Source organism: Pseudomonas sp. 15C (assembly GCF_055484735.1).
This window is the reverse complement of record NZ_JBUDGD010000006.1, coordinates 89,382-112,969: the sequence shown is the minus strand read 5'-3', so window position 1 is coordinate 112,969 and position 23,588 is coordinate 89,382. Positions and strand designations below refer to the sequence as shown.

Sequence of the window (23,588 nt, the reverse complement as noted above, 5' to 3'; positions counted from 1 at the left end):
TTATTGTTCTGTCAGGGGGCGCACGCGCACGCCCTGTTCGAGCTGCGCCAGTTGCGCGGCGTCGTTGATGCCGAAACCGATCTGGGTCACCGCCATCGCGGCAATCGCCGTGGCCGTGCGCAGGGTTTGTTCGGGCGTATCGGCGCTGAGCAAACCGTGGAGCATGCCGGCGAGCAACGAATCACCGGCACCAACCGTGCTGGCGACGCTGACCTTCGGCGGCGTCGCGTGCAGCGCCGAGCCGACGCTGAACCAGTTCACGCCGTCAGCGCCGTGGGAGATCACCACATGCTCGATGCCCTGGGCGTGCAACTGTGCGGCGGCTTGCGCTTCGGCGAGCGGGGAAACCACTTCACAGCCGAGCGCATGGGCCAGTTCTTCGGTGTTCGGCTTGATCAGCCAAGGCCCGGCTTGCAGCGCCGCGCGCAAGGCTTCGCCGCTGGAGTCGAGGGCAACTTTCAGGCCGAGCGCATTGAGTTTTTCGATCAGCTCACGCAACCACTGCGCCGTGACCCCACGCGGCAAACTGCCGGCGACCACCACCGCGTCATGCCCCGGTGCGATCTGCAGCAGACGGTCGAGCAACGCTTGCTGCGCCGCTGCATCGACCACCGGCCCGGGACCGTTGATGTCAGTGATGCGGCCGTCCTGTTCGGCGACCTTGATGTTGCTGCGCGTCTCGCCCGGCACGCGGATGAATGCGTCGACAAAGCCGCGCTTGGCGAACAGGGTTTCGAACGCTTGCAGGTTGTCCTCGCCGAGGAAGCCGCTGACCGTCAGTTGATGGCCGAGATCGGCGAGCACCTGCGCGACGTTCACGCCTTTGCCGGCGGCGTGGGTGTGCATCTCGTCGCTGCGATTGACCTGACCGGCCTCCAGCTGCGGCAACTCGACGGTGAGGTCGAGCGCCGGGTTGAGGGTCAGGGTAAGAATCCTGGCCATTACAGGGCCTCCACTAATGCGCGCACTTCGTTGGCGCTGCCCACGGCCAAGGCCTGTTGAGCAAGGGTTTGCGCCTGGGTCAGGCTGAGTTCGCGGATGCGCGCCTTGACTTCGGCAATGCTGCGGCCGGACACGCTCAGTTCATCGACACCGAGGCCGACCAGCACCGGCACCGCCAGCGGATCGGCCGCCAGCTCGCCACAGACGCCCACCCATTTGCCATGGGCATGGGCCGCGCGCACGGTGATGTCGATCAGTTGCAGCACCGCCGGGTGCAAGCCGTCAGCCTGTGCCGACAGGGTCGGGTGACCCCGGTCAATGGCCAGGGTGTATTGCGTCAGGTCGTTGGTGCCGACGCTGAAAAAGTCGACTTCCTTGGCCAGCACCGGCGCAAGCAACGCGGCGGACGGCACTTCGATCATGATCCCCAGTTGCAGATCGGCGACCGGGATTTCCTTACGCAGGCGTTCAGTCATGTCACGGGCCTGGCGCCATTCTTCGACGCTGCCGACCATCGGGAACATGATCCGCAGCGGCCGGTTATCCGCCGAACGCAGCAAGGCGCGCAGTTGCGCTTCCATGATCTGCGGGCGCTGCAAGGTCAGGCGAATGCCACGCACGCCAAGGAAGGGATTTTCCTCTTTGGCGATCGGCCAATACGGCAGCGGTTTGTCGCCGCCGACATCCAGCGTGCGCACCACCAGCGGACGACCGGCGAGACCATCGAGAACGCGGCGATATTCGGCTTCCTGCGTGGCCTCATCCGGCGCTTGCGGGTGGGCCATGAAAATCAGTTCAGTGCGCAGCAGGCCAATGCCTTCGGCGCCCTGCTCCACCGCGCTGGTCACACCGGCGCTTTCGCCAATGTTGGCGAACACTTCGACGGCATGACCGTCGGTGGTGTGTGCCGGTTGATGGCGCTGTTCGGCGGCGATCTTCAGGCGCTGCTCGCGGGTGTCGCGTTCTTCGGCGGCACGTTTGAGGGTCGCGGCATCGGCGTCGACATGCAGACGCCCGCGCTGGCCGTCGAGCAGCAACGGCGTGCCCGGCTCCAGCAGCAACACCGCCGCGCCTGCGCCAACCAGCGCCGGAATGCCGAGGGCACGAGCAACGATTGCGCTGTGCGCGGTGGCGCCGCCGCGGGCGGTGAGAATCCCGGCGACGCGCACCGGGTCCAGGCGCGCAACATCGGACGGGCCGACTTCGTCCATCACCAGAATGTACGGCTGCTCAGGCTCGCTCGCGGTTTGCACGCCACACAACTGCGCCAGCACCCGACGACCGATGTCACGCAGATCCGCGGCGCGCTCGGCGAGCAAGGCGTCCTGCAACGCTTCCTGCTGTTTCGCCGCGGCTTCAATCACCGCCATCCACGCCGCTTCGGCGCTCTCGCCTTGCTTGAGGCGGGTGTCGACTTCGTCGGTCAGATCCGGATCGTCGAGCATTTCCTGATGGGTAATGAAAATCTCGCGAATGGCTTTGGCCTTGCTGCGTTCGATCAGGCCCTGAATGTCTGTGCGCACGTCGCTCAGCGCTTGCGTCAGGCGCTCACGCTCGATGGCGGCGGACTCGCCGCGCAACGGGTAATCAATGTGCTGCTGAACCTGAACATGCGCCGGACCGATGGCAATGCCCGGCGCTGCCGGAATCGCTTGCAGCAGGCTGCCTGAGGCCGGGGCGACCAGCACCTCGGCAATGTCGGCCATCACTTCACGCTGCTGACTGACGGCGGGCAGCGGCTCGACTTCTTCGCCGAGGCCTTCTTCGATGGCGGCGAGCAGTGCCGGCAAGGCATCGGCGGCGATGCTTGGCTCGGCGATCAACTCCAGCACCTGACCACGCCGGGCGCCGAGGCTGAGCAGTTTGCTCAAACTCTTCACCGACACGGCGCTGTCCTGGCTGTCGACGATGCGCACACGAATTTCGCCGTCAAAACTTTTCGCCAGTTGCGCGAGGATTTTCGCCGGCCGCGCATGCAGGCCGTGGGCGTTGGCCAGCGCAATACGCGCGCTCGGCCAGTCGGCAGGCAACTCACCGCCGAGCACTTCGAGGACTTTACGGCTGCTGGTGGCGCGGCCCAATTCATGACCGCGACCTTCGATCAGCAGCGCACACAAGCGCTCGAGCAACGCCTGATGCGCCTCGCCGAGGCTGGCGAGGCAAAACAGACCGCTGAGCGGCTGGCCGAGGTAACGCATCGGTTTGTCCGGGGTGACGAACGCCAGACCCGGACGCTTCACGGTCTGTTCGCTGTGCAGCCACCACAGGCCATCGCCGAGCGGCAGCGCTTCGACCTGCTGCAACACGCCGGCAAAACCGTTGCTGACGCAATCGGCCTGACGCAGCAGACGCGCGCCACGCCAGACCAGTTCTTCGAAATCGTCGGCGGAAACGCCGAGGCCGATCATCTGCGCATCCAGCGCCAGTTCCTGCGGCGCGCCTTGCAGCAATTTCAGCAGCGCTTCCGGCGAACTGGCACGGCGCAGGGCCTGGCCCAGGTCGGTTTCACCAAGGGCGCGGGTCAGCAATTGCAGCAGGCGCAGGTGTTCATCGGATTTGGCCGCGATGCCGATCGCCAGATAGACGATCTGCCCATCGCCCCAATCGACGCCCTCGGGAAACTGCATCAGGCGCACGCCGGTGGCGAATACCTGATCGCGGGTTTCCGGGGTGCCGTGAGGAATGGCAATACCCTGGCCGAGAAAGGTCGAGCCCTGGGCTTCCCGGGCCTGCAAGCCGGCGAGATAGCCATCGGCGACCAGGCCATCGGCAACCAGATGATCGGCCAAAAGTTGCAGGGCGGCGGGTTTATCCACGGCCGCTTGGCCCATGGATATCTGCTCTATAGTGAGCTCGAGCATGCAATCTCCTTTTTGGCCCGATACAGGCCAGGTATTGTTTTGATGGTCACAGCTTAGGCGCTCGGCCGCGCTTTTTGAGCGGTCGTTTTGGCGGTTTTACGGCAGAACCGGGCAAAGGCGTCTAAAACGTAGAAAATACGCTTGCTGAAACGTTTAATCTAGATTGATCGGCACGTTACTCGATAATGTCTCATCGTTGAAGTCCAACTTGTCGGAAGTGCGTAGGCCATAAGTCGTCTGCCCGAATCGGGTAGGATTGGCGAAAATGTCGAGGCAAGCTCGAAAAAACAAGGAATCCCGGGTTGAAACTCAGTGATATCGCGCGGTTGGCCGGCGTGTCCGTGACCACCGCCAGCTACGTCATCAACGGCAAGGCCGAACAGCAGCGCATCAGCAATGCGACCGTCGAGCGCGTGCGCGCGGTGGTGGACTTGCACGGCTTTACCCCAAACCCGCAAGCGGCCGGCCTGCGCAGCCGGCATACGCGCACGCTGGGCTTTATTCTGCCGGATCTGGAAAACCCCAGTTACGCGCGAATCGCCAAGCTGCTCGAGCAAGGCGCGCGAGCCCGCGGTTATCAATTGCTGATCGCCAGTTCCGACGATGCGCCGGAGAGCGAACGGCAGTTGCTGCAACTGTTCCGCGCGAGGCGCTGCGACGCGTTGATCGTCGCCAGTTGCCTGCCAGCCAGCGATGACAGTTATCGGCAGTTGCAGGCCAAAGGGTTGCCGATCATCGCCATCGACCGGGTCATGGAGCCGGAGCATTTCTGCTCGGTGATCAGTGACGACCGCGAAGCCAGCCTGCACCTGACCCAGAGCCTGCTCGATCCGCAGCCGAAGCAGATCGTGCTGCTCGGCGCGCGCCCGGAACTGAGCATCAGCCAGGAACGTGCCGCCGGTTTCAGACAGGCATTGAGTGACTTCAAAGGCGAAGTGCTGGTCGAGCACGCCGAGGCCTTCAGCCGTGAATGCGGCCAGCAACTGATGGAAGAACTCCTGCAACGTCTGGGGCATTTGCCCGACGCGCTGATCACCACATCCTACGTTTTGCTGCAGGGTGTGTTCGATGCGCTGCACGACTTCCCGCTGAAATCGCGGCCGCTGCGTCTCGGCACCTTCGGCGACACGCAGCTGCTGGATTTCCTGCCGCTGCCGGTCAATGCCATGGCCCAGCAGCACCAGTTGATCGCCGACAAGGCGCTGGAACTGGCGCTCGCCGCCGTCGAACAATCGGAGTACGCCCCCGGCGTGCAAGCCATCGCGCGTACGTTCAAGCAGCGTATTCACCGGGACTGAACCGTGGAGCTGATCGACAGCCACACCCACCTGGACTTCCCCGACTTCGACGCCGATCGCTCGGCGTTGCTGGCCGAAAGCCGCGCCCTCGGCGTGCGGCGAATGGTGGTGCTTGGCGTGCACACCGGTAACTGGCAGCGGGTGTGGGATCTGGTGCAGAGCGATGCGGATCTGTACGCGGCGTTTGGTCTGCACCCGGTATTTCTCGATCAGCACCAGCCCGCAGACCTGCAAAGCCTGGGTGACTGGCTGACGCGCCTGCACGGTCATCGACAGCTGTGCGCGGTGGGCGAGATCGGTCTGGACTACTTCATCGAAACCCTCGACCGCGAGCGCCAGCAGACGCTGTTCGAGGCGCAACTGCGATTGGCCGCGGACTTCGAACTGCCGGCGCTGATCCACGTGCGCCGCAGCCACGCGGCGGTCATCGCAACGCTCAAGCGCTTCAAGCTCAAACGCGCGGGGATCATCCACGCCTTTGCTGGCAGCCGCGAAGAAGCGCGCGAGTACATCAAGCTCGGTTTCAAACTCGGCCTTGGCGGCGCGCCGACCTGGCCGCAGGCGTTGCGCATGCACCGCGTGCTGCCGCAGTTACCGCTGGAGTCGGTGGTGCTGGAAACCGACTCACCGGACATGGCGCCAGCGATGTATCCGGGCCAGCGCAACAGCCCGGCGCACTTGCCAGCGATTTGTGTGGCGCTGGCCGAATTGATGCACATCGCACCTGAACAACTGGCCGCCGGCAGCACCGCCAACTGCTGCGAAATATTTGGCTGGTGACACATCGCCCCCTGTAGGAGTGAGCCTGCTCGCGATAGCGGTGTGTCAGATAAAAAATTGTAACTGACACACCGCTATCGCGAGCAGGCTCACTCCTACAGGGGATCGGCGTATGGCCTAGACGCGAAACGCGCTGATCAGCTGTTTAAGCTCCACCACCTGTGCCGACAGCGCCCGACTGGCATCTTCGGTCTGGTGCGCACCTTGCGCCGTGCGCTCGCCGGCGCGGTTGATTTCGACGATGTTCTGGTCGATGTCGTGGGCCACGGCGGTCTGCTGTTCAACCGCGGCGGCGATCTGCTGGTTCTGATCGACGATCATGCCCACCGCGCCGAGGATATTTTCCAGCGCCTGCTGCACCTTGGCCGATTGGTCGACGGTGCCGTTGGCCATCTGATGGCTGATACCCATGGCTTTCACCGCCGCGCCGACGCCGCCGTGCAGCTTGGCGATCATCTGCTCGATTTCTTCGGTCGATTGCTGGGTGCGCTTGGCCAGCGTGCGCACTTCGTCGGCGACCACGGCAAAACCGCGGCCCTGCTCGCCGGCACGGGCGGCTTCGATCGCCGCGTTGAGCGCCAGCAGGTTGGTTTGTTCGGCGATGCTCTTGATCACTTCGAGCACGCGGCTGATCGACTGGCTGTCGCTGGCCAACTGATTGATGACTATTACCGACTGGTCGATTTCGCTGGCCAGCGCGGCAATGCTGCCCTGCTGCGACTCGACCAGACCGCGGCCGCTGACGGTCTCTTCATTGACGCTGTGGGCGCTGCTCACGGCGGCGGCGGCACTGCGCGCGACTTCCAGCGAGGTGGCCGACATCTGATTCATCGCTGTCGCCACTTGCTCGATCTGCGTGCGCTGACCGGCAACCGCCTGATTGCTTTGCGCCGATACGTTTTCCACCTGCCCGGCCTGACGCTCGACTTCAGCGACAGTCTGACCGACCCGCTCGATCAAATCGTGAATCTTCTTCACGGTGCCATTGAACACCTCGCCCAACTCGCCGAGCTCGTCGCGGCTGCTGGCCTTGAAGTTGACGGTCATGTCGCCGGCCGCCACTTTGTCCATCATCGCGCCGAGGCGTTTGAGCGTGGTGCGGGTCGAGGCGTAGAAGCCGCCGTAGAGATAGAAAATCAGCACAAACACCAGCGACAGCGCCACGGCCTGCAGGACCATGTGCGTGCGGTTCTCGCTCAGGCGTTGCTGTAATTGCCGGTCGAGAAATTTCAGCGTGGCGTCATTGAGCTGGTAGGTCTTATCGATCAGCCCAGTGACCTGGTCGTAAAACGCCTGCCACGGCGCATCGAGGGTATCGGCCATCACCACCTGCTCTTCGAACAGTTCGCTGGCCTGTTTCAACGATGCCTTGCTGCTCTCGGCCGGGGCATTGAGGAACTCACGCGCGGCGCTGCTGGACGTGAGGGCGTCCTGCAGTTTCAAGGCATATTCGGCCTGGAGTTTTTCAATCTGCACCAGCAGTTCATCGAAACGGGTGCTCGACGCGCTATTGAGAAACCCTTGGCCCAGAGAGTAGGAACCCATCGCCCGGCCTTCGCCGAGGGTTTGCGTGACGCTGGGCGTCACGAGCGTCACCAGTTCAGCGAGCTGACGAATATCGCCTTGGTTGTCGCGACTCAAACCCGCCTGACTGCTGATGATCTGGCTGAAAATCTGCGCGCTCGCAAGCAGTTTGCCGATCAGCGCGCTTTTGCTCTGCAGCGAGCTTTCCGCTTGCTGGGACTTGAACGCGGCGATCATCTCGTCGCGCTTGCTATCGAAGAGCTTGATCTGCTCCGAGTCGTCGGTCATCGCCTCCAGCCCTTGCAGGCGCGTCAGCACGGCTTGTTCGAGGGTGGTGATCTGCGCGTCGACATTTCCCGCTTTTCCGGACTGGCCGAGGGTGACGTTGATCTGCACCAGGTTGTTCAGGGTTTCCAGATCGCGGCGCAGGGCCAGGCTGCTGCCCAGCAGGTCGAGGCTTTGCAGCTCGATCCGGGTGCCCTGGAATTCGCGATAGGAATCGCGCACCAGATAGAAATTGGTCACCAGCATCGGCACCAGAAACAGCACGCTGATCAGGCTGAACTTCATGCCGAAGCTCAAGCGGTTCATCAGCGAGACGGCGGGATAGAGCAAGCTCTTCACTGGAAGTCTCCCTTGGTTTTTCTTGTTTTTATTGGCAGGCGCGCAGCGACAGCAGATAGCCACTATCGGGCGCTATCTCTGTATAGCTCAAATCGAAGGGAGTTTTTGTAACTTAAGGTTAACGGCAGCGATGCCGAGGGCATGACGCCCTCGGCACGTCGGGATCAGTGCACCAGCACGGTCCACAGGGCAAAACCGGCATACCACAGCACGGCTGCGCGCAGCAGCAGTTCCCACAGGCAGTCGAGGGTGTTGATGCCTTCCGGCCCGAGCGCCGGTGGCGGGATTTCTCCGGCGGCCAGGCCGACCCGGTTGATCAACTGCGCCGCGCTGATGTTCCAGTTGAGCAATTCATGCAGCATCACCCGACTGACCGCGACGAAGTTGCCGACCAGCGCCAGACTCGCCGCCAGCAAACGCACCGGCAACCAGTCGAAGGCATGGCGCAGTTGCGCGGCGCGCTCGACCAGCGCCGGGTTTTGCCCGTGTTCCTGGGCCAGCGCCAGCAAGCGATACGCCAGTGCTGCCACCGGGCCGAGGACGAAATACCAGAAGATCACCGCGAAGAAGCTTTGATAGGCCTGCCACAACACATGCGCCTGCACGCGTTCGAGCAACTGCTCGCCGCTGTCGGCGCAGATGTTCAGGTCGCGCTTGGCCACATGCGCCGCCGCTTGCAGATCCTCGCGGCGCCAGGCATCGCGAAACGGCCCGAGCCCGCCGAGCAGATCGCCACGCCCCAGGCTGTAAATCACCACCAGCAAATGCACAGGCAAGGCCAGCAAGCCATACGCCACCGGCTCCAGCACCACCAGCAAAAGCGCCAGCAGCGCCACCGGCAACAGCACCAGTATTGTCAGCACCAGCCACGGTTTGCCCGCCATGCGCGGGCTGCTTTCAAGTTTGTGCAGCTCGCGGATCCATCCGCCATCGCGTTGAACCCGATGGCGCAAGGCCGAAAACTTCTCGATCCACAGCGCCAGCAGTAACACCAGAAAACTCATTGTCCTTCCTCTTGTGCCAGGGCCGCGCGGTAACGCGCCCAGTCGAACCCCGGGCCAGGATCAGTCTTGCGCCCTGGGGCAATATCACTGTGGCCGCAGATGCGTGCGTCGGTGATCGCCGGAAATGCCTTTTGCAACTGCCGGGTCAAGGCAATCAACGCTTGGTACTGCGCATCGGTGAACGGCTGATCATCGGTGCCTTCCAGCTCGATGCCCACGGAAAAATCGTTACAGGTTTCCCGCCCATCGAAGACCGAGACGCCCGCGTGCCACGCCCGCTCCAGACAGGAGACAAACTGGGTGACCGTGCCGTCACGTTCAATCAGAAAATGCGCCGAGACGCGCAAGTCGGCAATCCCTGCAAAGTAGGGATGTTCGGTGACATCCAGACGATTCTGGAAAAACTCCTGGACCTTGCCGGTGGCGAACTGCGCCGGCGGCAGGCTGATGTTGTGGATGACCAACAAGGAGATTTCGCCGCTCGGGCGTTCATTGAAGTTGGGCGATGGGCAGACCTGCACCCCGTGACACCACCCGCTAGCGGGATCCAACTGCATACCGATTCCTTCAACGCCGACTGTGTTGGCGCCCAGTATGCCGTGATCGGCCACCGGCGCGCGATCACTTGGCGCGATTGAGTCGGCGCAGATTGCCCAGCACCGACTCCAGCGCACGGTCGAACAGCAAGGTATTGTCCAGCGCACGTGCAACACCGCGGCGCAACTCCAGGGCCAGCGCGGTCCTGCTGCGCTCGAGCACTTTCATTCCGGTGCGATCGACGAAGACATATTTGCCGGTGGCTTCGATGATCGCGGCGAGTTTACAGCGCAGGGTATGCTCGTCGTCTTCGGTAAACGCCACCCAACTGCCCACTCGCAATTGCTCGACCTGCCGCAGACCGGGGTCATCGTGGGGCAGGCGCACCGTTGGCAACGTGGTGTCGCCCTCGTCGGCGGCGGGCAGCACGATCTTTTGCGACACCTCGACCATGGGCGCGGCTTGATCGGCTTCGGCGGAACGCTCCAGCACACTGACGTGCAGCGCTTCGAGTTCGCTGAAAAACTCGCTGGTGGCGAACGGATCGAATGCTGAGCTGGTCAAGCCATCACGCAACGACTTGAGCAAGCCCGGCACCAACGCCAACAGACGCAGACTGGATTCGGCGTCTTCATGACGCTGCACGCTCCAGATCAGTTGTTCCATGGTTTGCACGTCGGCCTGCCATTCGGCGGACTGGTCGCCATGTTTCAGGCAGGTCAGCAGCAGGACCTTGCTCCAGGCGTTCTCGACAAACGTGACCACCGACGGCGGCAGGGTTTTGCCCAGCAACGCCTGATTCAACACCTGCTCGACCCGGCGCCGCGCCAGTTCGGTTCGGGCCCGGCCTTCTTCGGCATCGCGCAAACGCTGTTCCAGCAGTTCGCTGCGGCGGCGTTCGTCGCTGGTGAAGGCGAGAAAGTCGGCCAGCAGTTCGGAAAAAATTGCCGGGTCATCGACGAAATCGGTGAGCAAGCGCTGCACCACTTGTTCGATGCGCAGATACAGACTGTCGCGCGCGTCGCCGTCGCAATCGCCCCAGCCCATCGCCGCCTCGGCAATTTCGTTAAGCAGGCGCCGCGCCGGGTGCGTGCCGCGGCTGAAGAAACTTTTGTCGAGCACCGCTACCTTGAGCATCGGAATCTGCAAACGGGCGATCAGCGCCTTGAGCGAATCCGGCACATTGCGGTCTTCGAGAATGCAGTCGAAAACCATGGCGATCAGGTTGATCACGTCTTCATCCGCATCGCCGACGATCCGCGACTTGCCACTCCTGACACTGACCCGCGTCAGCAATTGTTCGAGCTGATTGCGCAGGTCGAAATCATCCTGAGTTGCCAGCGCCGGCACGTAGTGTTGCAGATGCGAGAGCAGCCGCAGCAAGTCGCGGGTGGAGATCGGTTGCGCCGCGACACTCGGCTCCAGGGTTGGCGCGACCGTGCCACGTACCTGCACGAGCAACTGCTGCAACGCGGCGAAGACTTCCTGCACATCGTCATCGGCGGGCGGCGAATCTTCACGCTCGTCGCGCTCGACCTGGGCGGCCGCTCGATCCAGCGCACGCCGCGCCGGCGCTGGTTTCAGTTCCGGCAGCACGCCGGTGGCGAGCAGCAGTTGATTGGCTTCGGCGTACAACTGCTCGGTTTCGGCCAGGACATAGCGTTCGAACAGCTTGAGCAGGATCAGCTTGACCTTGATTTCCACGCCCAGATTGCGTCCGGCCTGCAGGAAGAATTCGCAAAGCAGCGCCGGGCCGAGGGGGTTGTGTTGATCGTCGAGGGTCTTGCCGAGCAACGCGTTGAGCCGCGCCGTCAACTGATCGAGGGCGAAGCCGTCACGCTTGAGCACGCGACGGACCATGGTCTCGATCGCCACGCTGCGCTCCATGTCGTCGGTGCGCGGCGCCGCCTCGTCGAACAGCAGCGTGCGCGGCAAGGCATTCTGGGTGGGGTCGTATTGAGTCAGGCCGACGAAGGCTTCGAAAAACAGTTCGAGAAAGCCGCGTTCGATGTGTTTGCGCTTGAGGCGCAGGTCACGCATGGCTTCGAAAAAGATGTTCTGCTCGACATCGTTGCGCGCCCGATCGGCCATTTCGAACAGGGTGTCATCGGCGTTATCGAACAGCTCCTGCAAACCGTGGCGCAATTGCTGGGCGGCCTTGTCGCGGACCTGAAGCAGAATCACCGGCAGGCGGGCGAGCGGCGAGTGATTCGCCTGATCGATAGCAGCCTTGTGCAAAGGCACTACTTTTCCGTCGCTGTGCATCCAAGCCTCCTGAAACGGTGATTCGTTCGATCAAGTAACCCCGATCCCCTGTGGGAGCGAGCCTGCGCGCGATGGCGGTGTGTCAGCCGCATCAATGTCACTGAAAAAATGCATTCGCGAGCGGGCTCGCTCCCACAAGTCCCAGCCCATTCTGGCGACATCAGACGTCAATGCCATGACGTCAAATGCAAGGCGGATTATCTTTCATAACGTGTCACCCGCGCCATAGCCGTCAGGGTTTCCCCTAGCAACGCCCCTTCAATGACCACGATATCGCCGGTTTGCTCAAAGAAAATCGACCGGCTGCAGGCCGGCACGCCTGTTCTCACCTTGGGTTGGCTCGCGCCGTACCCCTATAATCGGGCCACTTTGTTTGTGGAGCCCGTTATGCCGAATCTACGTCTCGCCGATCTGACCGCCGAAATCGAAGCCAACGTGCGCCGTGCGTTGCTCGAAGACGTCGGCAGCGGCGACATCACCGCACAACTGATCCCGGCCGAACGTCTGGCCAAAGCCACCATCATTACCCGTGACGACGCCGTCATTTGCGGCACGGCGTGGGTCGATGCGGTATTTCGTCAGCTCGATCCGCGCGTCGCCGTGCATTGGCAAGTGATCGATGGCGAACGGGTCAAACCCAATCAGCCGCTGTTCCATCTGGAAGGCCCGGCGCGTTCGCTGCTGACCGGTGAACGCAGCGCGCTGAATTTTTTGCAACTGCTCTCCGGCGTGGCGACGCGCGCGCAGTACCTGGCCGATTTCGTCGGGCAAACCGAGGTCAAGTTGCTCGACACGCGCAAAACCCTGCCGGGCCTGCGTCTGGCGCAGAAATACGCCGTGACCTGTGGCGGCTGCCATAACCACCGCATCGGTCTGTACGACGCGTTCCTGATCAAGGAAAACCATATTGCTGCCAGCGGCGGCATCACCGAAGCCGTCGTCGCCGCGCACAAGATCGCCCCGGGCAAACCGGTCGAGATCGAAGTGGAAAGTCTGCAGGAATTGAAAGAAGCACTGGATGCCGGCGCCGACATCATCATGCTCGATGAACTGAGCCTCGACGACATGCGCGAAGCCGTGCGCCTGAACGGCGGCAAAGCCAAGCTGGAAGCCAGCGGCGGCATCAACGAAAGCACGCTGCTGCCGATCGCCGAAACCGGGGTGGATTACATCTCGATTGGTGCGATGACCAAGGATGTGAAAGCAGTGGACCTGTCGATGCGCCTCAGCCTCTAACAGCAGCGGCAAGTTTCAAGCTACAAGCCACAGCGCTTTTGCTTTGACTTGTAGCTTGCCGCTTGAAACTTGTAGCTGCTTTTAGACGACGAGGTTGTTCATCTCGCAGTACTCATCCCATTCGACACCCAATACTTCAGCCGCCTCTTTATGCAGTACGAGGCGTTGGGCCTCGAACTCTTCCGGCGTGCTCGTGTACTTGAGCGTCAACTCCCAAGGCTGCAAGCCCTGAGCCTCGGCTTCGTCTTCAAAGGCCCACTGAATCTGGTCTTTCTGATCATCGGGACTCAGGTCCTTGATCTCTTCCTTCAGATCGGGCACGTCCAGAAGGTATTGTTCCAGCGCTTGTTGGTGACGCTGCTCTTGAGTTAATTCAGTCATGGCGTTCTCGTTGATCTGGGAATGGAGGATGGATCTGGATCATCAAGGATCTCTCTGACGCGGCTTGGCCGGCCTTCGGAACCATTCGGGATCATCTGAAAACTGCTAAGCGATGCTCATGCAGGCACCGAATATAGGACGTTTGCATGACGAATTACACGGCTCTTTACATCTCTCGCACAAAAAGCTGACTTGCGGAACATAAATGCCGATCTCGAGTCATAGCGATGTGCCACATCGGCACTCACTTACGCTGTTCACAAGGAAAACCAGTGATGCGCAGCTTCTCGAAAATCTCCGCTGTTGTCTCCACTACCGCTTTGATTGCTGCCCTGGCCCTGCCGGCCAGCGCCATGGCCGTTGAGCTGAGTTCCAGCAGCCCGTCCTATGGCGACAAGGTTTCACTGATCCACAACGACTATGGCAAGACCGTCGTGATCAAAAGCGATATCAGCATCGATGAGTTGCAAAAGATGCGCGATACCCTCAAAGATCAATCACAGCAGATCGAAGAGCTCAAGCGCAGCGGCGGTTCCAGCTCAAGCTCCAGCGGCAGGGAGCTGGACGAACTGAAGAACAAGGTCAAGGAACAGGACCGTGAACTCGAATCCCTTGGCCGTCAGGTTGAAGACCTCAAGCGCAACAGCGGCTCCAGTTCCAATTCCAGCAGCAGCGAGATTTCCAGCTTGAAGCAGAAGGTCAACGATCAGGATCGAGCCATGGATCAGCTCAAACGTACCGTCGAGGATCTGAGCCGCAAGGTGAAATAAGCGAGGATGGTGCCCGAGACAGGAATCGAACCTGCGACCTTCGCGTTACGAGTGCGCTGCTCTACCGGCTGAGCTACACGGGCGGTGCGCTAAAACTAGCACCGCTCTTGTGGTCCGGCAACTTCGCAGAATGTCCGGGTATTTCGCGGGCAAAAAAATGCCCCGCCGTTTGCACGGTGGGGCATTTTCATTGCGCTACAGGCAGGGGGTGATTAAACGCCCGAAGCCTTGGCAGCTGCCACGTCTTTAATGGACAGCTTGATACGGCCGCGGTTGTCCACGTCCAGTACCAGCACTTCCACTTCCTGGCCTTCTTTCAGAATGTCGGTGACTTTCTCTACGCGAGCGTCGCTCAGCATCGAGATGTGCACCAGACCGTCCTTGCCCGGCAGGATGTTGACGAACGCGCCGAAGTCGACGATGCGCTCAACCTTGCCGACGTAGATCTTGCCGATCTCGGCTTCGGCGGTGATACCCAGAACGCGCTGACGAGCCGCTTCTGCAGCTTCCTTGGTTTCGCCGAAGATCTTGATCGAACCGTCGTCTTCGATGTCGATCGAAGCCTTGGTTTCTTCGCAGATCGCACGGATGGTCGCGCCACCTTTACCGATGACGTCACGGATCTTGTCGGTGTCGATCTTCATCGCGATCATGGTCGGTGCGTTGGCCGACAGCTCGGTACGCGACTGACCGATGATCTGGTTCATCTGACCGAGGATGTTCAGGCGCGCTTCCAGGGCCTGGCCCAGAGCGATCTCCATGATCTCTTCGGTGATGCCCTTGATCTTGATGTCCATCTGCAGCGCGGTCACGCCTTTGGCGGTACCGGCTACTTTGAAGTCCATGTCGCCGAGGTGGTCTTCGTCACCGAGGATGTCGGTCAGGACGGCGAACTTCTCGCCTTCTTTAACCAGACCCATGGCGATACCGGCAACCGGCGCCTTCATCGGTACACCGGCGTCCATCAGAGCCAGGGAAGCGCCGCAGACGGAAGCCATCGAGCTCGAACCGTTGGATTCGGTGATTTCCGAAACCACACGGATGGTGTACGGGAACACGTCAGCGGCTGGCAGCATGGCCGAAACCGAACGACGGGCCAAACGGCCGTGACCGATTTCGCGACGACCAGCGCCACCCATGCGACCACACTCGCCTACCGAGAACGGCGGGAAGTTGTAGTGCAGCATGAACGGGTCTTTTTTCTCGCCTTCCAGGGTGTCCAGCAGTTGTGCGTCACGGGCGGTGCCCAGTGTTGCAACGACCAGCGCCTGGGTTTCGCCACGGGTGAACAGTGCCGAACCGTGAGTTTTTGGCAGAACGCCGACTTCGATGTTCAGCGGACGTACGGTGCGGGTGTCGCGGCCGTCGATACGTGGCTTGCCGTTGACGATGTTTTCGCGAACGGTGCGGTATTCGATTTCGCCGAAAGCAGCTTTGACTTCAGCAGCCGAAGGCTGGCCTTCTTCGCCGGACAGCTTGGCAACCACCTGGTCACGCAACTCGCCCAGACGCGCATAGCGGTCGGCCTTGATGGTGATGGTGTAAGCCTGGGAGATCGCGTCGCCGAACTCGGCACGGATAGCGCCCAGCAGTTCGGTGGCTTCAGGCTGTGGAGCCCAGTTCCAGGTTGGCTTGGCAGCTTCAGCGGCCAGTTCCTTGACAGCGTTGATCACCACCTGGAACTCGTCGTGGGCAAACAGTACCGCGCCCAGCATCTGGTCTTCGGTCAGCTCTTTGGCTTCCGATTCAACCATCAGCACGGCGTCGGAAGTACCGGCAACGACCATGTCCAGGCTCGAAGCGGCTTGCTGTTCGTAAGTCGGGTTCAGCAGGTAGCCGGTGCTTTCATGGAAAGCCACGCGCGCGGCGCCGATCGGGCCGTCGAATGGAATGCCGGAGATGGCCAGGGCAGCCGAGGTACCGATCATCGCAGCGATGTCCGGATCGGTCTTCTTGCTGGTGGAAACGACGGTGCAGACAACCTGCACTTCGTTCATGAAGCCTTCAGGAAACAGCGGACGGATCGGACGGTCGATCAGTCGGGAAGTCAGGGTTTCTTTCTCGGAAGGACGGCCTTCACGCTTGAAGAAACCGCCAGGGATCTTACCGGCAGCGTAAGTCTTTTCCTGGTAGTGAACGGACAGAGGGAAAAAGCCCTTGCCCGGATCGGCTTGCTTGGCACCGACAACGGTCACCAATACGCTGACGTCGTCGTCAACGGTGACCAGCACTGCGCCGGAGGCCTGACGGGCGATACGGCCAGTCTCGAGGGTAACGGTCGACTGACCGAACTGGAATTTTTTGATTACCGGGTTCACGGTGTCCTACCTTCTTTGTGGCTCTTGGGGGAAACGGTTTCTTGCGAATTCTTGGGCAATCTCGGGAATCGGCCCGATGTGGATTGTCCGGGTGCTACAGGTAAAGCCATGCCGCAGATAAAACTTGAGGCTGGGAGCCTGCAAGGCGCCAGCGGCGAACCGCTGACGACTTGCAGACAACCAACCTCATAGCGCAATCGCTGATTAGCGACGCAGACCCAGGCGAGCGATCAGAGCGGCGTACCGGCTCACGTCCTTGCCTTTCAGGTAGTCCAGCAGCTTGCGACGCTGGTTTACCATGCGGATCAGACCACGACGGGAGTGGTGATCTTTACCGTTGGCCTTGAAGTGACCTTGCAGTTTGTTGATGTTGGCGGTCAGCAGTGCAACTTGCACTTCTGGCGAACCAGTGTCACCAACAGCTTGCTGGTAGTCAGCAACGATTTGAGCTTTTTCTTGAACGTCGAGAGCCATGAGGCAATCCTTCCTTATCAGGAAACTGTTTCAAAAAAACAGTTTCAACAGGCCAGGGACAAATCCCTGTATCTATAAATGAGTCGTGACCGTGCCTGTTGACAGCCACACTCGCCGACCTGCTGTGACGCAGGCCGGCTCCGGTCATTCCGACCGAATCAAACGACGTGGCGCAATGCGCCCGTCTTCGCTCACTTCACCGATGCCGATGAAGCGACCATTGTGATCCTGTACCCGTACCATGCCGAACTTCGGAGCATCCGGGGCACGTACCGGCTGGCCGTTGAGCCAGTAGAACGCGCTCGCTTCCGAGAAATGCAGCAACGGCCAATCCTGCAGGCCGCTGTCCGATGGCATCAGGAAACGATCGACCGCTTCGTTGCCGCCTTCGGCATGTACCGCTTCCAGCTCTTCGAGGGTCACCGTCTGCGCGAGGGTGAAAGGCCCGGCCTGGGTACGGCGCAATTCTGCGACGTACGCACCACAACCGAGTTGCTCACCAATATCCTCCACCAGGGTGCGGATATAGGTGCCCTTGCTGCAGTCCACCGCAAGACGCGCAGTATCGCCTTCGAAGGCCAGCAATTCCAAGCGCGCAATAGTAACAGAACGCGGTTCGCGCTCCACTACTTCGCCTGCACGGGCCAGCTTGTACAGCGGCTGGCCATCACGCTTGAGCGCCGAGTACATCGGCGGTATCTGACTGATTTGACCGCGAAATTTCGGCAAAACCGCTTCGACATCGGCGCGACCAACGGTCACCGGGCGCTCCTGCAAAACCTCACCTTCGGCATCCGCCGTGGTGGTGGTCTTGCCCAGTTGCGCCAGGGTTTCGTAACCCTTGTCGGAATCGAGCAGGTACTGCGAGAACTTGGTCGCTTCGCCGAAGCACAACGGCAGCACACCGGTGGCCAGCGGGTCGAGGCTGCCGGTGTGACCGGCCTTCTCGGCATTGAGCAGCCAGCGCACCTTCTGCAACGCGGCGTTGGAGGTAAACCCCAGCGGCTTGTCGAGCAAGATGATGCCGCTGACGTTACGACGGATACGTTTGACCTGAGCCACCGAGTTACTCCTTGGTGTCTTCAGGTGCAGGCGCCGCGACGTGCTGATTGTCTTCAGCCACGGCGCGCTCGATCAACGCCGACAAATGCGCGCCACGCACGACGGATTCGTCGTAGTGGAAGTGCAATTGCGGCACGCTGCGCAGCTTCATTTCACGCGCCAGTTGCATGCGCAGGAAACCTGCGGCGGCATTCAGCACCTTGATGCTTTGCGCGATGTCTTCGGCGTTGTCCTGCCCCATCACGGTGATGAAGATCTTCGCGTGACCGACGTCACGGGAGACTTCCACTGCGGTAATGGTGACCAGACCCACGCGTGGGTCTTTGACTTCGCGACGGATCAGTTGAGCCAGCTCGCGCTGCATCTGATCGCCGATACGTTGGGTACGGCTGTATTCTTTTGCCATGATTTGTTACCTGTTACTGCCCAGCGGTGAAACCCGCAAGGTCTGAAAGCGGCAAACGCCCGGCCTGACAAATGCCAGACCGGGCGTTGCGTTTAGAGTCCGGACGCTGCACCGCGCATTTGCATGCTACGGCGCATCGTGGCCCTTGAAGTGCGCGAGTCAGAGGCTGCGAGCAACCTGAACCTTCTCGAAGACTTCGATCTTGTCGCCGACTTTGACGTCGTTGTAGCTCTTCACGCCGATACCGCATTCCATGCCGGCACGTACTTCGGAAGCGTCATCCTTGAAGCGGCGCAGGGATTCCAGCTCGCCTTCGAAGATAACGATGTCTTCACGCAGTACACGGATCGGACGGTTACGGTGCACAACACCTTCGATCACCATGCAACCGGCGATCGCGCCAAACTTCGGCGAACGGAACACGTCACGCACTTCGGCCACACCCAGGATGTTCTCGCGAACATCGCTGCCGAGCATGCCGGTCAGGGCTTTCTTGACGTCTTCGATGATGTCGTAGATCACGTTGTAGTAACGCATGTCCAGACCTTCCTGCTCGACGATCTTCCGTGCGCCAGCATCGGCACGCACGTTGAAGCCGAACAGTACAGCGTTGGAAGCCAGTGCCAGGTTGGCATCGGATTCGGTGATACCACCGACGCCGCCGCCCACTACGCGCACTTGAACTTCGTCGTTGCCCAGGCCATTCAAGGCACCGTTCAACGCTTCCAGCGAACCACGGACGTCGGATTTGAGGACGATGTTGAGCGTCTTCTTCTCGGCCTGACCCATGTTTTCGAAGATGTTTTCCAGCTTGCCGGCGTGAGCGCGAGCCAGTTTGACTTCGCGGAACTTGCCTTGACGGAACAGAGCCACTTCACGGGCCTTCTTCTCGTCGGCAACCACGCTCATCTCGTCGCCAGCGTCCGGGGTACCGTCCAGGCCGAGGATCTCGACAGGGATGGAAGGACCGGCTTCCTTGATCGGCTTGCCGTTCTCGTCGAGCATGGCACGCACGCGGCCATAGTTCGAACCGACCAGAACCATGTCGCCTTGGCGCAGGGTGCCGTCCTGAACCAGCACGGTGGCTACCGGGCCACGACCTTTGTCGAGACGCGATTCAACCACCACACCACGGCCAGGAGCCGATGGAGTCGCTTTCAGTTCGAGAACTTCGGCCTGCAGCAGGACGGCTTCAAGCAGCTCGTCCACGCCAGTACCCATTTTCGCGGATACCGGAACGAATGGTGTGTCGCCACCCCAATCTTCGGAGGTCACGCCGTGAACCGACAGTTCGCTGCGGATGCGATCGAGATCGGCGCCCGGCTTGTCGATCTTGTTCACCGCAACCACCAGAGGCACGCCAGCTGCCTGGGCATGCTGGACTGCTTCGATGGTTTGCGGCATCACACCGTCGTCGGCTGCAACCACGAGGATCACGATGTCGGTCGCCTTGGCACCACGGGCACGCATTGCGGTAAACGCAGCGTGACCCGGGGTGTCGAGGAAGGTGACCATGCCGCGATCAGTCTCAACGTGGTACGCACCGATGTGCTGGGTGATACCGCCGGCTTCGCCAGCAGCTACCTTGGCACGACGGATGTAGTCGAGCAGGGACGTCTTGCCGTGGTCAACGTGGCCCATTACGGTCACGACAGGAGCACGGGAGAACGACTCACCTTCAAACTTCAGGGACTCGGCCAGGGAGTCTTCCAGGGCGGTGTCGCTGACCAGGGTCACTTTGTGGCCCAGTTCTTCGGCTACCAGTTGAGCAGTTTCCTGATCAAGCACCTGGTTGATGGTCGCTGGGGTACCCAGTTTGAACATGAACTTGATGATTTCAGCCGCTTTGACCGACATCTGATTGGCCAGATCGCCAACCGTGATGGTCTCACCGATCTGCACATCACGCACGACAGGGCCAGTAGGGCTCTGGAAACCGTGGGCGTTGCGCTTCTTCAGCTTGGCCTTGCCGCGACCGCCGCGACGGAAGCCATCGCTTTCTTCGTCGGTAGTGCGTGGCGCCACGCGTGGAGCCGGGGCTTTTTCCTTGACCGATGCGCGATGCGGAGCGTTTTTACGCTCGCCATCACCACCGCCGCTGCGACGATTGTTGTCGTCGGCACGCGGTTTGTCCGGACGGCGCTGTTCGTTCTGCTTGTTGCGAACGTCAGCAGACGGCGCTGGAGCAGCAGCCACCGGCGCGCTTTCGCGCACAGGCTCGGCCACGGCAGCCGGTGCCGCAACGGCGTCGCTGGCAGCGGTTTGCGCAGCAGCAGGCTGGCGACGCGCTTCTTCTTCGGCGCGCTGCTTGGCTTCTTCTTCAGCCTTCTGACGGGCAGCATTTTCTACTGCGCGACGCTCATCCAGTTCACGCTTGCGCTCGGCTTCGATTTCTTCCGGGCTGCGCTGTACGAAAACTTTCTTCTTGCGAACTTCTACGCTGATGCTCTTGCTACCAGCCACCCGCAGGGTGCTGGTGGTTTTACGCTGCAGCGTGATCTTGCGTGGTTCTTCCACTTTCGCCTTGTGGCTGCTTTTCAAGTGAGTCAGCAGGGACTGCTTCTCACTGTCAGTCACATTTTCGTCGGCGGCGGTGTGCGGCAGACCTGCCTCACGCATCTGCTGCAACAGGCGCTCTACCGGTGTTTTGACCTCATCGGCCAGTTGTTTCACCGTGACTTGCGTCATGCACTTCTCTCCTCAGGCCGCGCCTAATTACTCGAACCAGTGGGCTCGGGCGGCCATGATCAACTTGCCGGCACGATCATCGTCAATGCCGTCGATGTCGAGCAGGTCGTCAATAGACTGCTCGGCCAGGTCTTCGCGGGTAATTACGCCGCGCACCGCCAGTTCCATCGCCAAATCCTTGTCCATGCCCTCAAGCGAGAGCAGGTCTTCGGCCGGATGGGCGTCTGCCAGCTTTTCCTCAGTAGCGATGGCTTTGGTCAACAAACGATCCTTGGCACGAGCGCGAAGCTCGTCGACGATATCCTCGTCGAAGCCGTCGATGTTGAGCATCTCCTCCACCGGTACGTAGGCAATCTCTTCCAGGCTGGTGAAGCCTTCGTCAACCAGCACCTGCGCCAGCTCTTCGTCGACTTCCAGCTCATCGATGAAGTTGCGCAGGATGTCGCCGGTTTCCGCTTGCTGCTTGGCCTGGATGTCCGATTCGGTCATCACGTTCAGGGTCCAGCCAGTCAACTGGCTGGCCAGACGCACGTTCTGACCACCGCGACCAATGGCCTGAGCCAGGTTATCTGCGCCAACGGCGATGTCCATGGCATGGGCATCCTCGTCGACAATAATTGCCGCAACCTCGGCCGGGGACATGGCGTTGATCACGAACTGGGCCGGGTTATCGTCCCACAGCACGATGTCAACACGCTCGCCGCCCAACTCGCCCGACACTGCCTGGACGCGCGAACCGCGCATACCGATGCAAGCGCCCTGCGGGTCGATGCGTTTGTCCTTGGAGCGAACGGCGATCTTGGCGCGCGAACCCGGATCACGGGACGCTGCCATGACTTCGATGAGGCCTTCGGCAATCTCCGGCACTTCGATGCGGAACAGCTCGATCAGCATTTCCGGCGCGGTACGCGACAGGATCAGCTGCGGGCCGCGGTTCTCGGTGCGGATTTCCTTGAGCAGCGCACGCAGACGCACGCCGACACGGAAGGTTTCGCGAGAGATGATGTCTTCGCGGGCCAGCAACGCTTCAGCGTTGTTGCCCAGATCGACGATCACGTTGTCGCGGGTAACTTTTTTCACGGTGCCGGAGATGATTTCTCCCAGGCGCTCGCGATAGGCGTCAACCACTTGAGCGCGCTCGGCTTCGCGAACTTTCTGCACGATGACCTGCTTGGCAGTCTGTGCAGCGATGCGGCCGAACTCGATGGATTCAATTTTTTCTTCGACGACGTCGCCGACCTTGGCACCCGGATGCGTTTCGGCAACCTTGCTTGGCCAGGTTTCGATGGCCGGATCGTCGAGATCATCCTCTTCAACGACCGTCCAGCGACGGAAAGTCTCGTAAGAACCGGTGTGGCGGTTAATTTCCACACGCAGGTCAACTTCGTCTTCAAAACGCTTTTTGGTAGCAGTGGCCAGAGCCAGCTCCAGCGCTTCAAAAATTACGCTTGCCGGTACGCCCTTTTCATTGGATACCGACTCAACAACCAGCAGTACTTCTTTGCTCATCGTACGCCTCGCCTTTCGCAAGCCATTGGATCCGCGGGATCCGCGTCTCAGTCAAAACTGGGAATAATGTTGGCCTTGTCGATCATATCGATCGGCAACAGGAATTCATGGTCATCTACCTGCACCACGACGTCCTGCTCTTCTACACCGCGCAGAAGGCCCTGAAAGTTGCGTCGACCTTCAAAAGGCGAGCGCAGCTTGATCTTCACTTGTTCACCAACGAACTGGGCGAACTGCTCAAGAGTGAACAGTGGGCGCTCCATGCCTGGCGAGGAAACTTCAAGGGTGTATTCAACGGCGATCGGATCTTCAACATCCAGTACACCGCTGATCTGACGGCTGACAATGGCGCAATCGTCCACCAGCACGCCGCCCTCTTTATCGATATAAACGCGCAACATCGAGTGCCGACCCTGAGCCGAAAACTCGATACCCCAGCATTCATAGCCCAGGGCCACGACCACCGGGGCCAGCAAGGCCTGCAACTCTTCTAGCTTGCTCGACACCTGAACCCCCTAGTGCATGATATGTGCATGCTTTGCAAAATAAAAAAATGGGCATAACGCCCATCCTTGAAACGCCGTCGAACAGCGGCGTTGAAAGTGTCCAGCTAACAAAAAGCCCCTGAAAAGGGGCTCCTTAAACTGGTTGCGGGGGCCGGATTTGAACCGACGACCTTCGGGTTATGAGCCCGACGAGCTACCAGACTGCTCCACCCCGCGACAAAGCTGGGGCGGAAGTATACGACCGATCCCTTATAGGGTCAATGTAACCTTCCACCTGCAAGAAAGCCCGCAACAGCGGGCTCTCCTGACTAATTGGTACCGAGAAGGGGACTCGAACCCCTACACCCTATGGGCACAACCACCTCAAGGTTGCGTGTCTACCAATTCCACCACCTCGGCAAAA

Annotated in this window: 18 protein-coding genes and 3 tRNA genes; 4 read left to right on the top strand and 17 right to left on the bottom strand. The window is 60.7% G+C overall.

The annotated features are described in order from the left end of the window. On the bottom strand, positions 1–942 hold the full coding sequence (gene pfkB, locus ACYYKW_RS05840; protein WP_090281725.1) for a 1-phosphofructokinase: 942 nt from the start codon (positions 940–942) through the stop codon (positions 1–3). Next, positions 942–3,803, bottom strand: a complete 2,862-nt coding sequence (ptsP, locus tag ACYYKW_RS05835) for a phosphoenolpyruvate--protein phosphotransferase (RefSeq protein ID WP_464989639.1) — start codon at positions 3,801–3,803, stop codon at positions 942–944. The genes pfkB and ptsP overlap by 1 nt, the downstream gene beginning before the upstream one ends. 302 nt (positions 3,804–4,105) lie before the next feature. Here ptsP and cra point away from each other — a divergent pair, with 302 nt between their 5' ends. Beyond that, a complete protein-coding gene (gene cra / locus ACYYKW_RS05830) occupies positions 4,106–5,101 on the top strand; it encodes a catabolite repressor/activator (protein ID WP_093104762.1) in 996 nt (331 codons plus the stop codon). 3 nt (positions 5,102–5,104) lie between these two features. Beyond that, a complete protein-coding gene (locus tag ACYYKW_RS05825) occupies positions 5,105–5,881 on the top strand; it encodes a TatD family hydrolase (protein WP_093104763.1) in 777 nt (258 codons plus the stop codon). Positions 5,882–5,998: 117 nt separating this feature from the next. On the opposite strand, the gene ACYYKW_RS05820 is transcribed toward ACYYKW_RS05825, so the two are convergent. The 4 genes from ACYYKW_RS05820 to ACYYKW_RS05805 all read right to left on the bottom strand — a co-directional run bounded on the left by ACYYKW_RS05820 (position 5,999) and on the right by ACYYKW_RS05805 (position 11,835). Then, positions 5,999–6,703: a methyl-accepting chemotaxis protein gene (locus ACYYKW_RS05820; protein ID WP_464989650.1), complete on the bottom strand. Its 705-nt coding sequence runs from the start codon at positions 6,701–6,703 to the stop codon at positions 5,999–6,001. A gap of 1,490 nt (positions 6,704–8,193) precedes the next feature. After that, positions 8,194–9,033: a regulatory signaling modulator protein AmpE gene (gene ampE, locus ACYYKW_RS05815; RefSeq protein WP_336356792.1), complete on the bottom strand. Its 840-nt coding sequence runs from the start codon at positions 9,031–9,033 to the stop codon at positions 8,194–8,196. Beyond that, a complete protein-coding gene (gene ampD / locus ACYYKW_RS05810; protein WP_093104766.1) occupies positions 9,030–9,590 on the bottom strand; it encodes a 1,6-anhydro-N-acetylmuramyl-L-alanine amidase AmpD in 561 nt (186 codons plus the stop codon). The genes ampE and ampD overlap by 4 nt, the downstream gene beginning before the upstream one ends. A 64-nt stretch (positions 9,591–9,654) precedes the next feature. Continuing rightward, positions 9,655–11,835: a DUF1631 domain-containing protein gene (locus tag ACYYKW_RS05805; RefSeq protein WP_464989638.1), complete on the bottom strand. Its 2,181-nt coding sequence runs from the start codon at positions 11,833–11,835 to the stop codon at positions 9,655–9,657. 387 nt (positions 11,836–12,222) lie between these two features. Here ACYYKW_RS05805 and nadC point away from each other — a divergent pair, with 387 nt between their 5' ends. After that, positions 12,223–13,071, top strand: coding sequence for a carboxylating nicotinate-nucleotide diphosphorylase (gene nadC / locus ACYYKW_RS05800; RefSeq protein WP_464989637.1), 849 nt, complete (start codon positions 12,223–12,225; stop codon positions 13,069–13,071). 81 nt (positions 13,072–13,152) lie between these two features. Here the strand turns inward: nadC and ACYYKW_RS05795 are convergent, their stop codons facing one another. Next, positions 13,153–13,452 carry a DUF6388 family protein gene (locus ACYYKW_RS05795; protein WP_093104769.1) on the bottom strand — a complete coding sequence of 100 codons (300 nt, stop codon included), beginning with the start codon at positions 13,450–13,452 and terminating at the stop codon, positions 13,153–13,155. 275 nt (positions 13,453–13,727) lie between these two features. Between ACYYKW_RS05795 and ACYYKW_RS05790 the strand changes: the two genes are divergently transcribed. Next, positions 13,728–14,222, top strand: a complete 495-nt coding sequence (locus tag ACYYKW_RS05790) for a hypothetical protein (protein ID WP_090281715.1) — start codon at positions 13,728–13,730, stop codon at positions 14,220–14,222. Positions 14,223–14,229: 7 nt separating this feature from the next. On the opposite strand, the gene ACYYKW_RS05785 is transcribed toward ACYYKW_RS05790, so the two are convergent. The 10 genes from ACYYKW_RS05785 to ACYYKW_RS05740 all read right to left on the bottom strand — a co-directional run bounded on the left by ACYYKW_RS05785 (position 14,230) and on the right by ACYYKW_RS05740 (position 23,584). Continuing rightward, positions 14,230–14,305 (bottom strand) — tRNA-Thr (locus ACYYKW_RS05785). 129 nt (positions 14,306–14,434) lie between these two features. After that, a complete protein-coding gene (pnp, locus tag ACYYKW_RS05780; RefSeq protein WP_090281714.1) occupies positions 14,435–16,540 on the bottom strand; it encodes a polyribonucleotide nucleotidyltransferase in 2,106 nt (701 codons plus the stop codon). 204 nt (positions 16,541–16,744) lie between these two features. Next, complete coding sequence (rpsO, locus tag ACYYKW_RS05775) at positions 16,745–17,014, bottom strand: 30S ribosomal protein S15 (protein WP_016771751.1); 270 nt, start codon at positions 17,012–17,014, stop codon at positions 16,745–16,747. Between the two features lie 144 nt (positions 17,015–17,158). Further along, positions 17,159–18,076, bottom strand: coding sequence for a tRNA pseudouridine(55) synthase TruB (gene truB / locus ACYYKW_RS05770; protein WP_024011571.1), 918 nt, complete (start codon positions 18,074–18,076; stop codon positions 17,159–17,161). A 4-nt stretch (positions 18,077–18,080) separates the two neighbouring features. Next, positions 18,081–18,482: a 30S ribosome-binding factor RbfA gene (gene rbfA / locus ACYYKW_RS05765; protein ID WP_016771753.1), complete on the bottom strand. Its 402-nt coding sequence runs from the start codon at positions 18,480–18,482 to the stop codon at positions 18,081–18,083. Positions 18,483–18,641: 159 nt separating this feature from the next. After that, complete coding sequence (gene infB, locus ACYYKW_RS05760; RefSeq protein ID WP_093104770.1) at positions 18,642–21,170, bottom strand: translation initiation factor IF-2; 2,529 nt, start codon at positions 21,168–21,170, stop codon at positions 18,642–18,644. Positions 21,171–21,197: 27 nt separating this feature from the next. Further along, positions 21,198–22,679 carry a transcription termination factor NusA gene (nusA, locus tag ACYYKW_RS05755; RefSeq protein ID WP_093104773.1) on the bottom strand — a complete coding sequence of 494 codons (1,482 nt, stop codon included), beginning with the start codon at positions 22,677–22,679 and terminating at the stop codon, positions 21,198–21,200. 47 nt (positions 22,680–22,726) lie between these two features. Further along, positions 22,727–23,185: a ribosome maturation factor RimP gene (gene rimP, locus ACYYKW_RS05750; protein WP_048385666.1), complete on the bottom strand. Its 459-nt coding sequence runs from the start codon at positions 23,183–23,185 to the stop codon at positions 22,727–22,729. Positions 23,186–23,324: 139 nt separating this feature from the next. Next, positions 23,325–23,401, bottom strand: a tRNA-Met gene (locus ACYYKW_RS05745). A 97-nt stretch (positions 23,402–23,498) separates the two neighbouring features. Beyond that, positions 23,499–23,584 (bottom strand) — tRNA-Leu (locus ACYYKW_RS05740). Positions 23,585–23,588: the final 4 nt, after the last annotated feature.

What these genes read in the sequence shown, in the direction of transcription:
- ptsP (WP_464989639.1), bottom strand. Translation starts at nt 3,803, where the DNA reads ATGCTCGAGCTCACTATAGAGCAGATATCCATGGGCCAAGCGGCCGTG.
- rbfA (WP_016771753.1), bottom strand. Translation starts at nt 18,482, where the DNA reads ATGGCAAAAGAATACAGCCGTACCCAACGTATCGGCGATCAGATGCAG.
- nusA (WP_093104773.1), bottom strand. Translation starts at nt 22,679, where the DNA reads ATGAGCAAAGAAGTACTGCTGGTTGTTGAGTCGGTATCCAATGAAAAG.
- ACYYKW_RS05805 (WP_464989638.1), bottom strand. Translation starts at nt 11,835, where the DNA reads ATGCACAGCGACGGAAAAGTAGTGCCTTTGCACAAGGCTGCTATCGAT.
- ampE (WP_336356792.1), bottom strand. Translation starts at nt 9,033, where the DNA reads ATGAGTTTTCTGGTGTTACTGCTGGCGCTGTGGATCGAGAAGTTTTCG.
- pfkB (WP_090281725.1), bottom strand. Translation starts at nt 942, where the DNA reads ATGGCCAGGATTCTTACCCTGACCCTCAACCCGGCGCTCGACCTCACC.
- ACYYKW_RS05790 (WP_090281715.1), top strand. Translation starts at nt 13,728, where the DNA reads ATGCGCAGCTTCTCGAAAATCTCCGCTGTTGTCTCCACTACCGCTTTG.
- rpsO (WP_016771751.1), bottom strand. Translation starts at nt 17,014, where the DNA reads ATGGCTCTCGACGTTCAAGAAAAAGCTCAAATCGTTGCTGACTACCAG.
- nadC (WP_464989637.1), top strand. Translation starts at nt 12,223, where the DNA reads ATGCCGAATCTACGTCTCGCCGATCTGACCGCCGAAATCGAAGCCAAC.
- ampD (WP_093104766.1), bottom strand. Translation starts at nt 9,590, where the DNA reads ATGCAGTTGGATCCCGCTAGCGGGTGGTGTCACGGGGTGCAGGTCTGC.
- infB (WP_093104770.1), bottom strand. Translation starts at nt 21,170, where the DNA reads ATGACGCAAGTCACGGTGAAACAACTGGCCGATGAGGTCAAAACACCG.
- ACYYKW_RS05795 (WP_093104769.1), bottom strand. Translation starts at nt 13,452, where the DNA reads ATGACTGAATTAACTCAAGAGCAGCGTCACCAACAAGCGCTGGAACAA.
- ACYYKW_RS05820 (WP_464989650.1), bottom strand. Translation starts at nt 6,703, where the DNA reads ATGTCGGCCACCTCGCTGGAAGTCGCGCGCAGTGCCGCCGCCGCCGTG.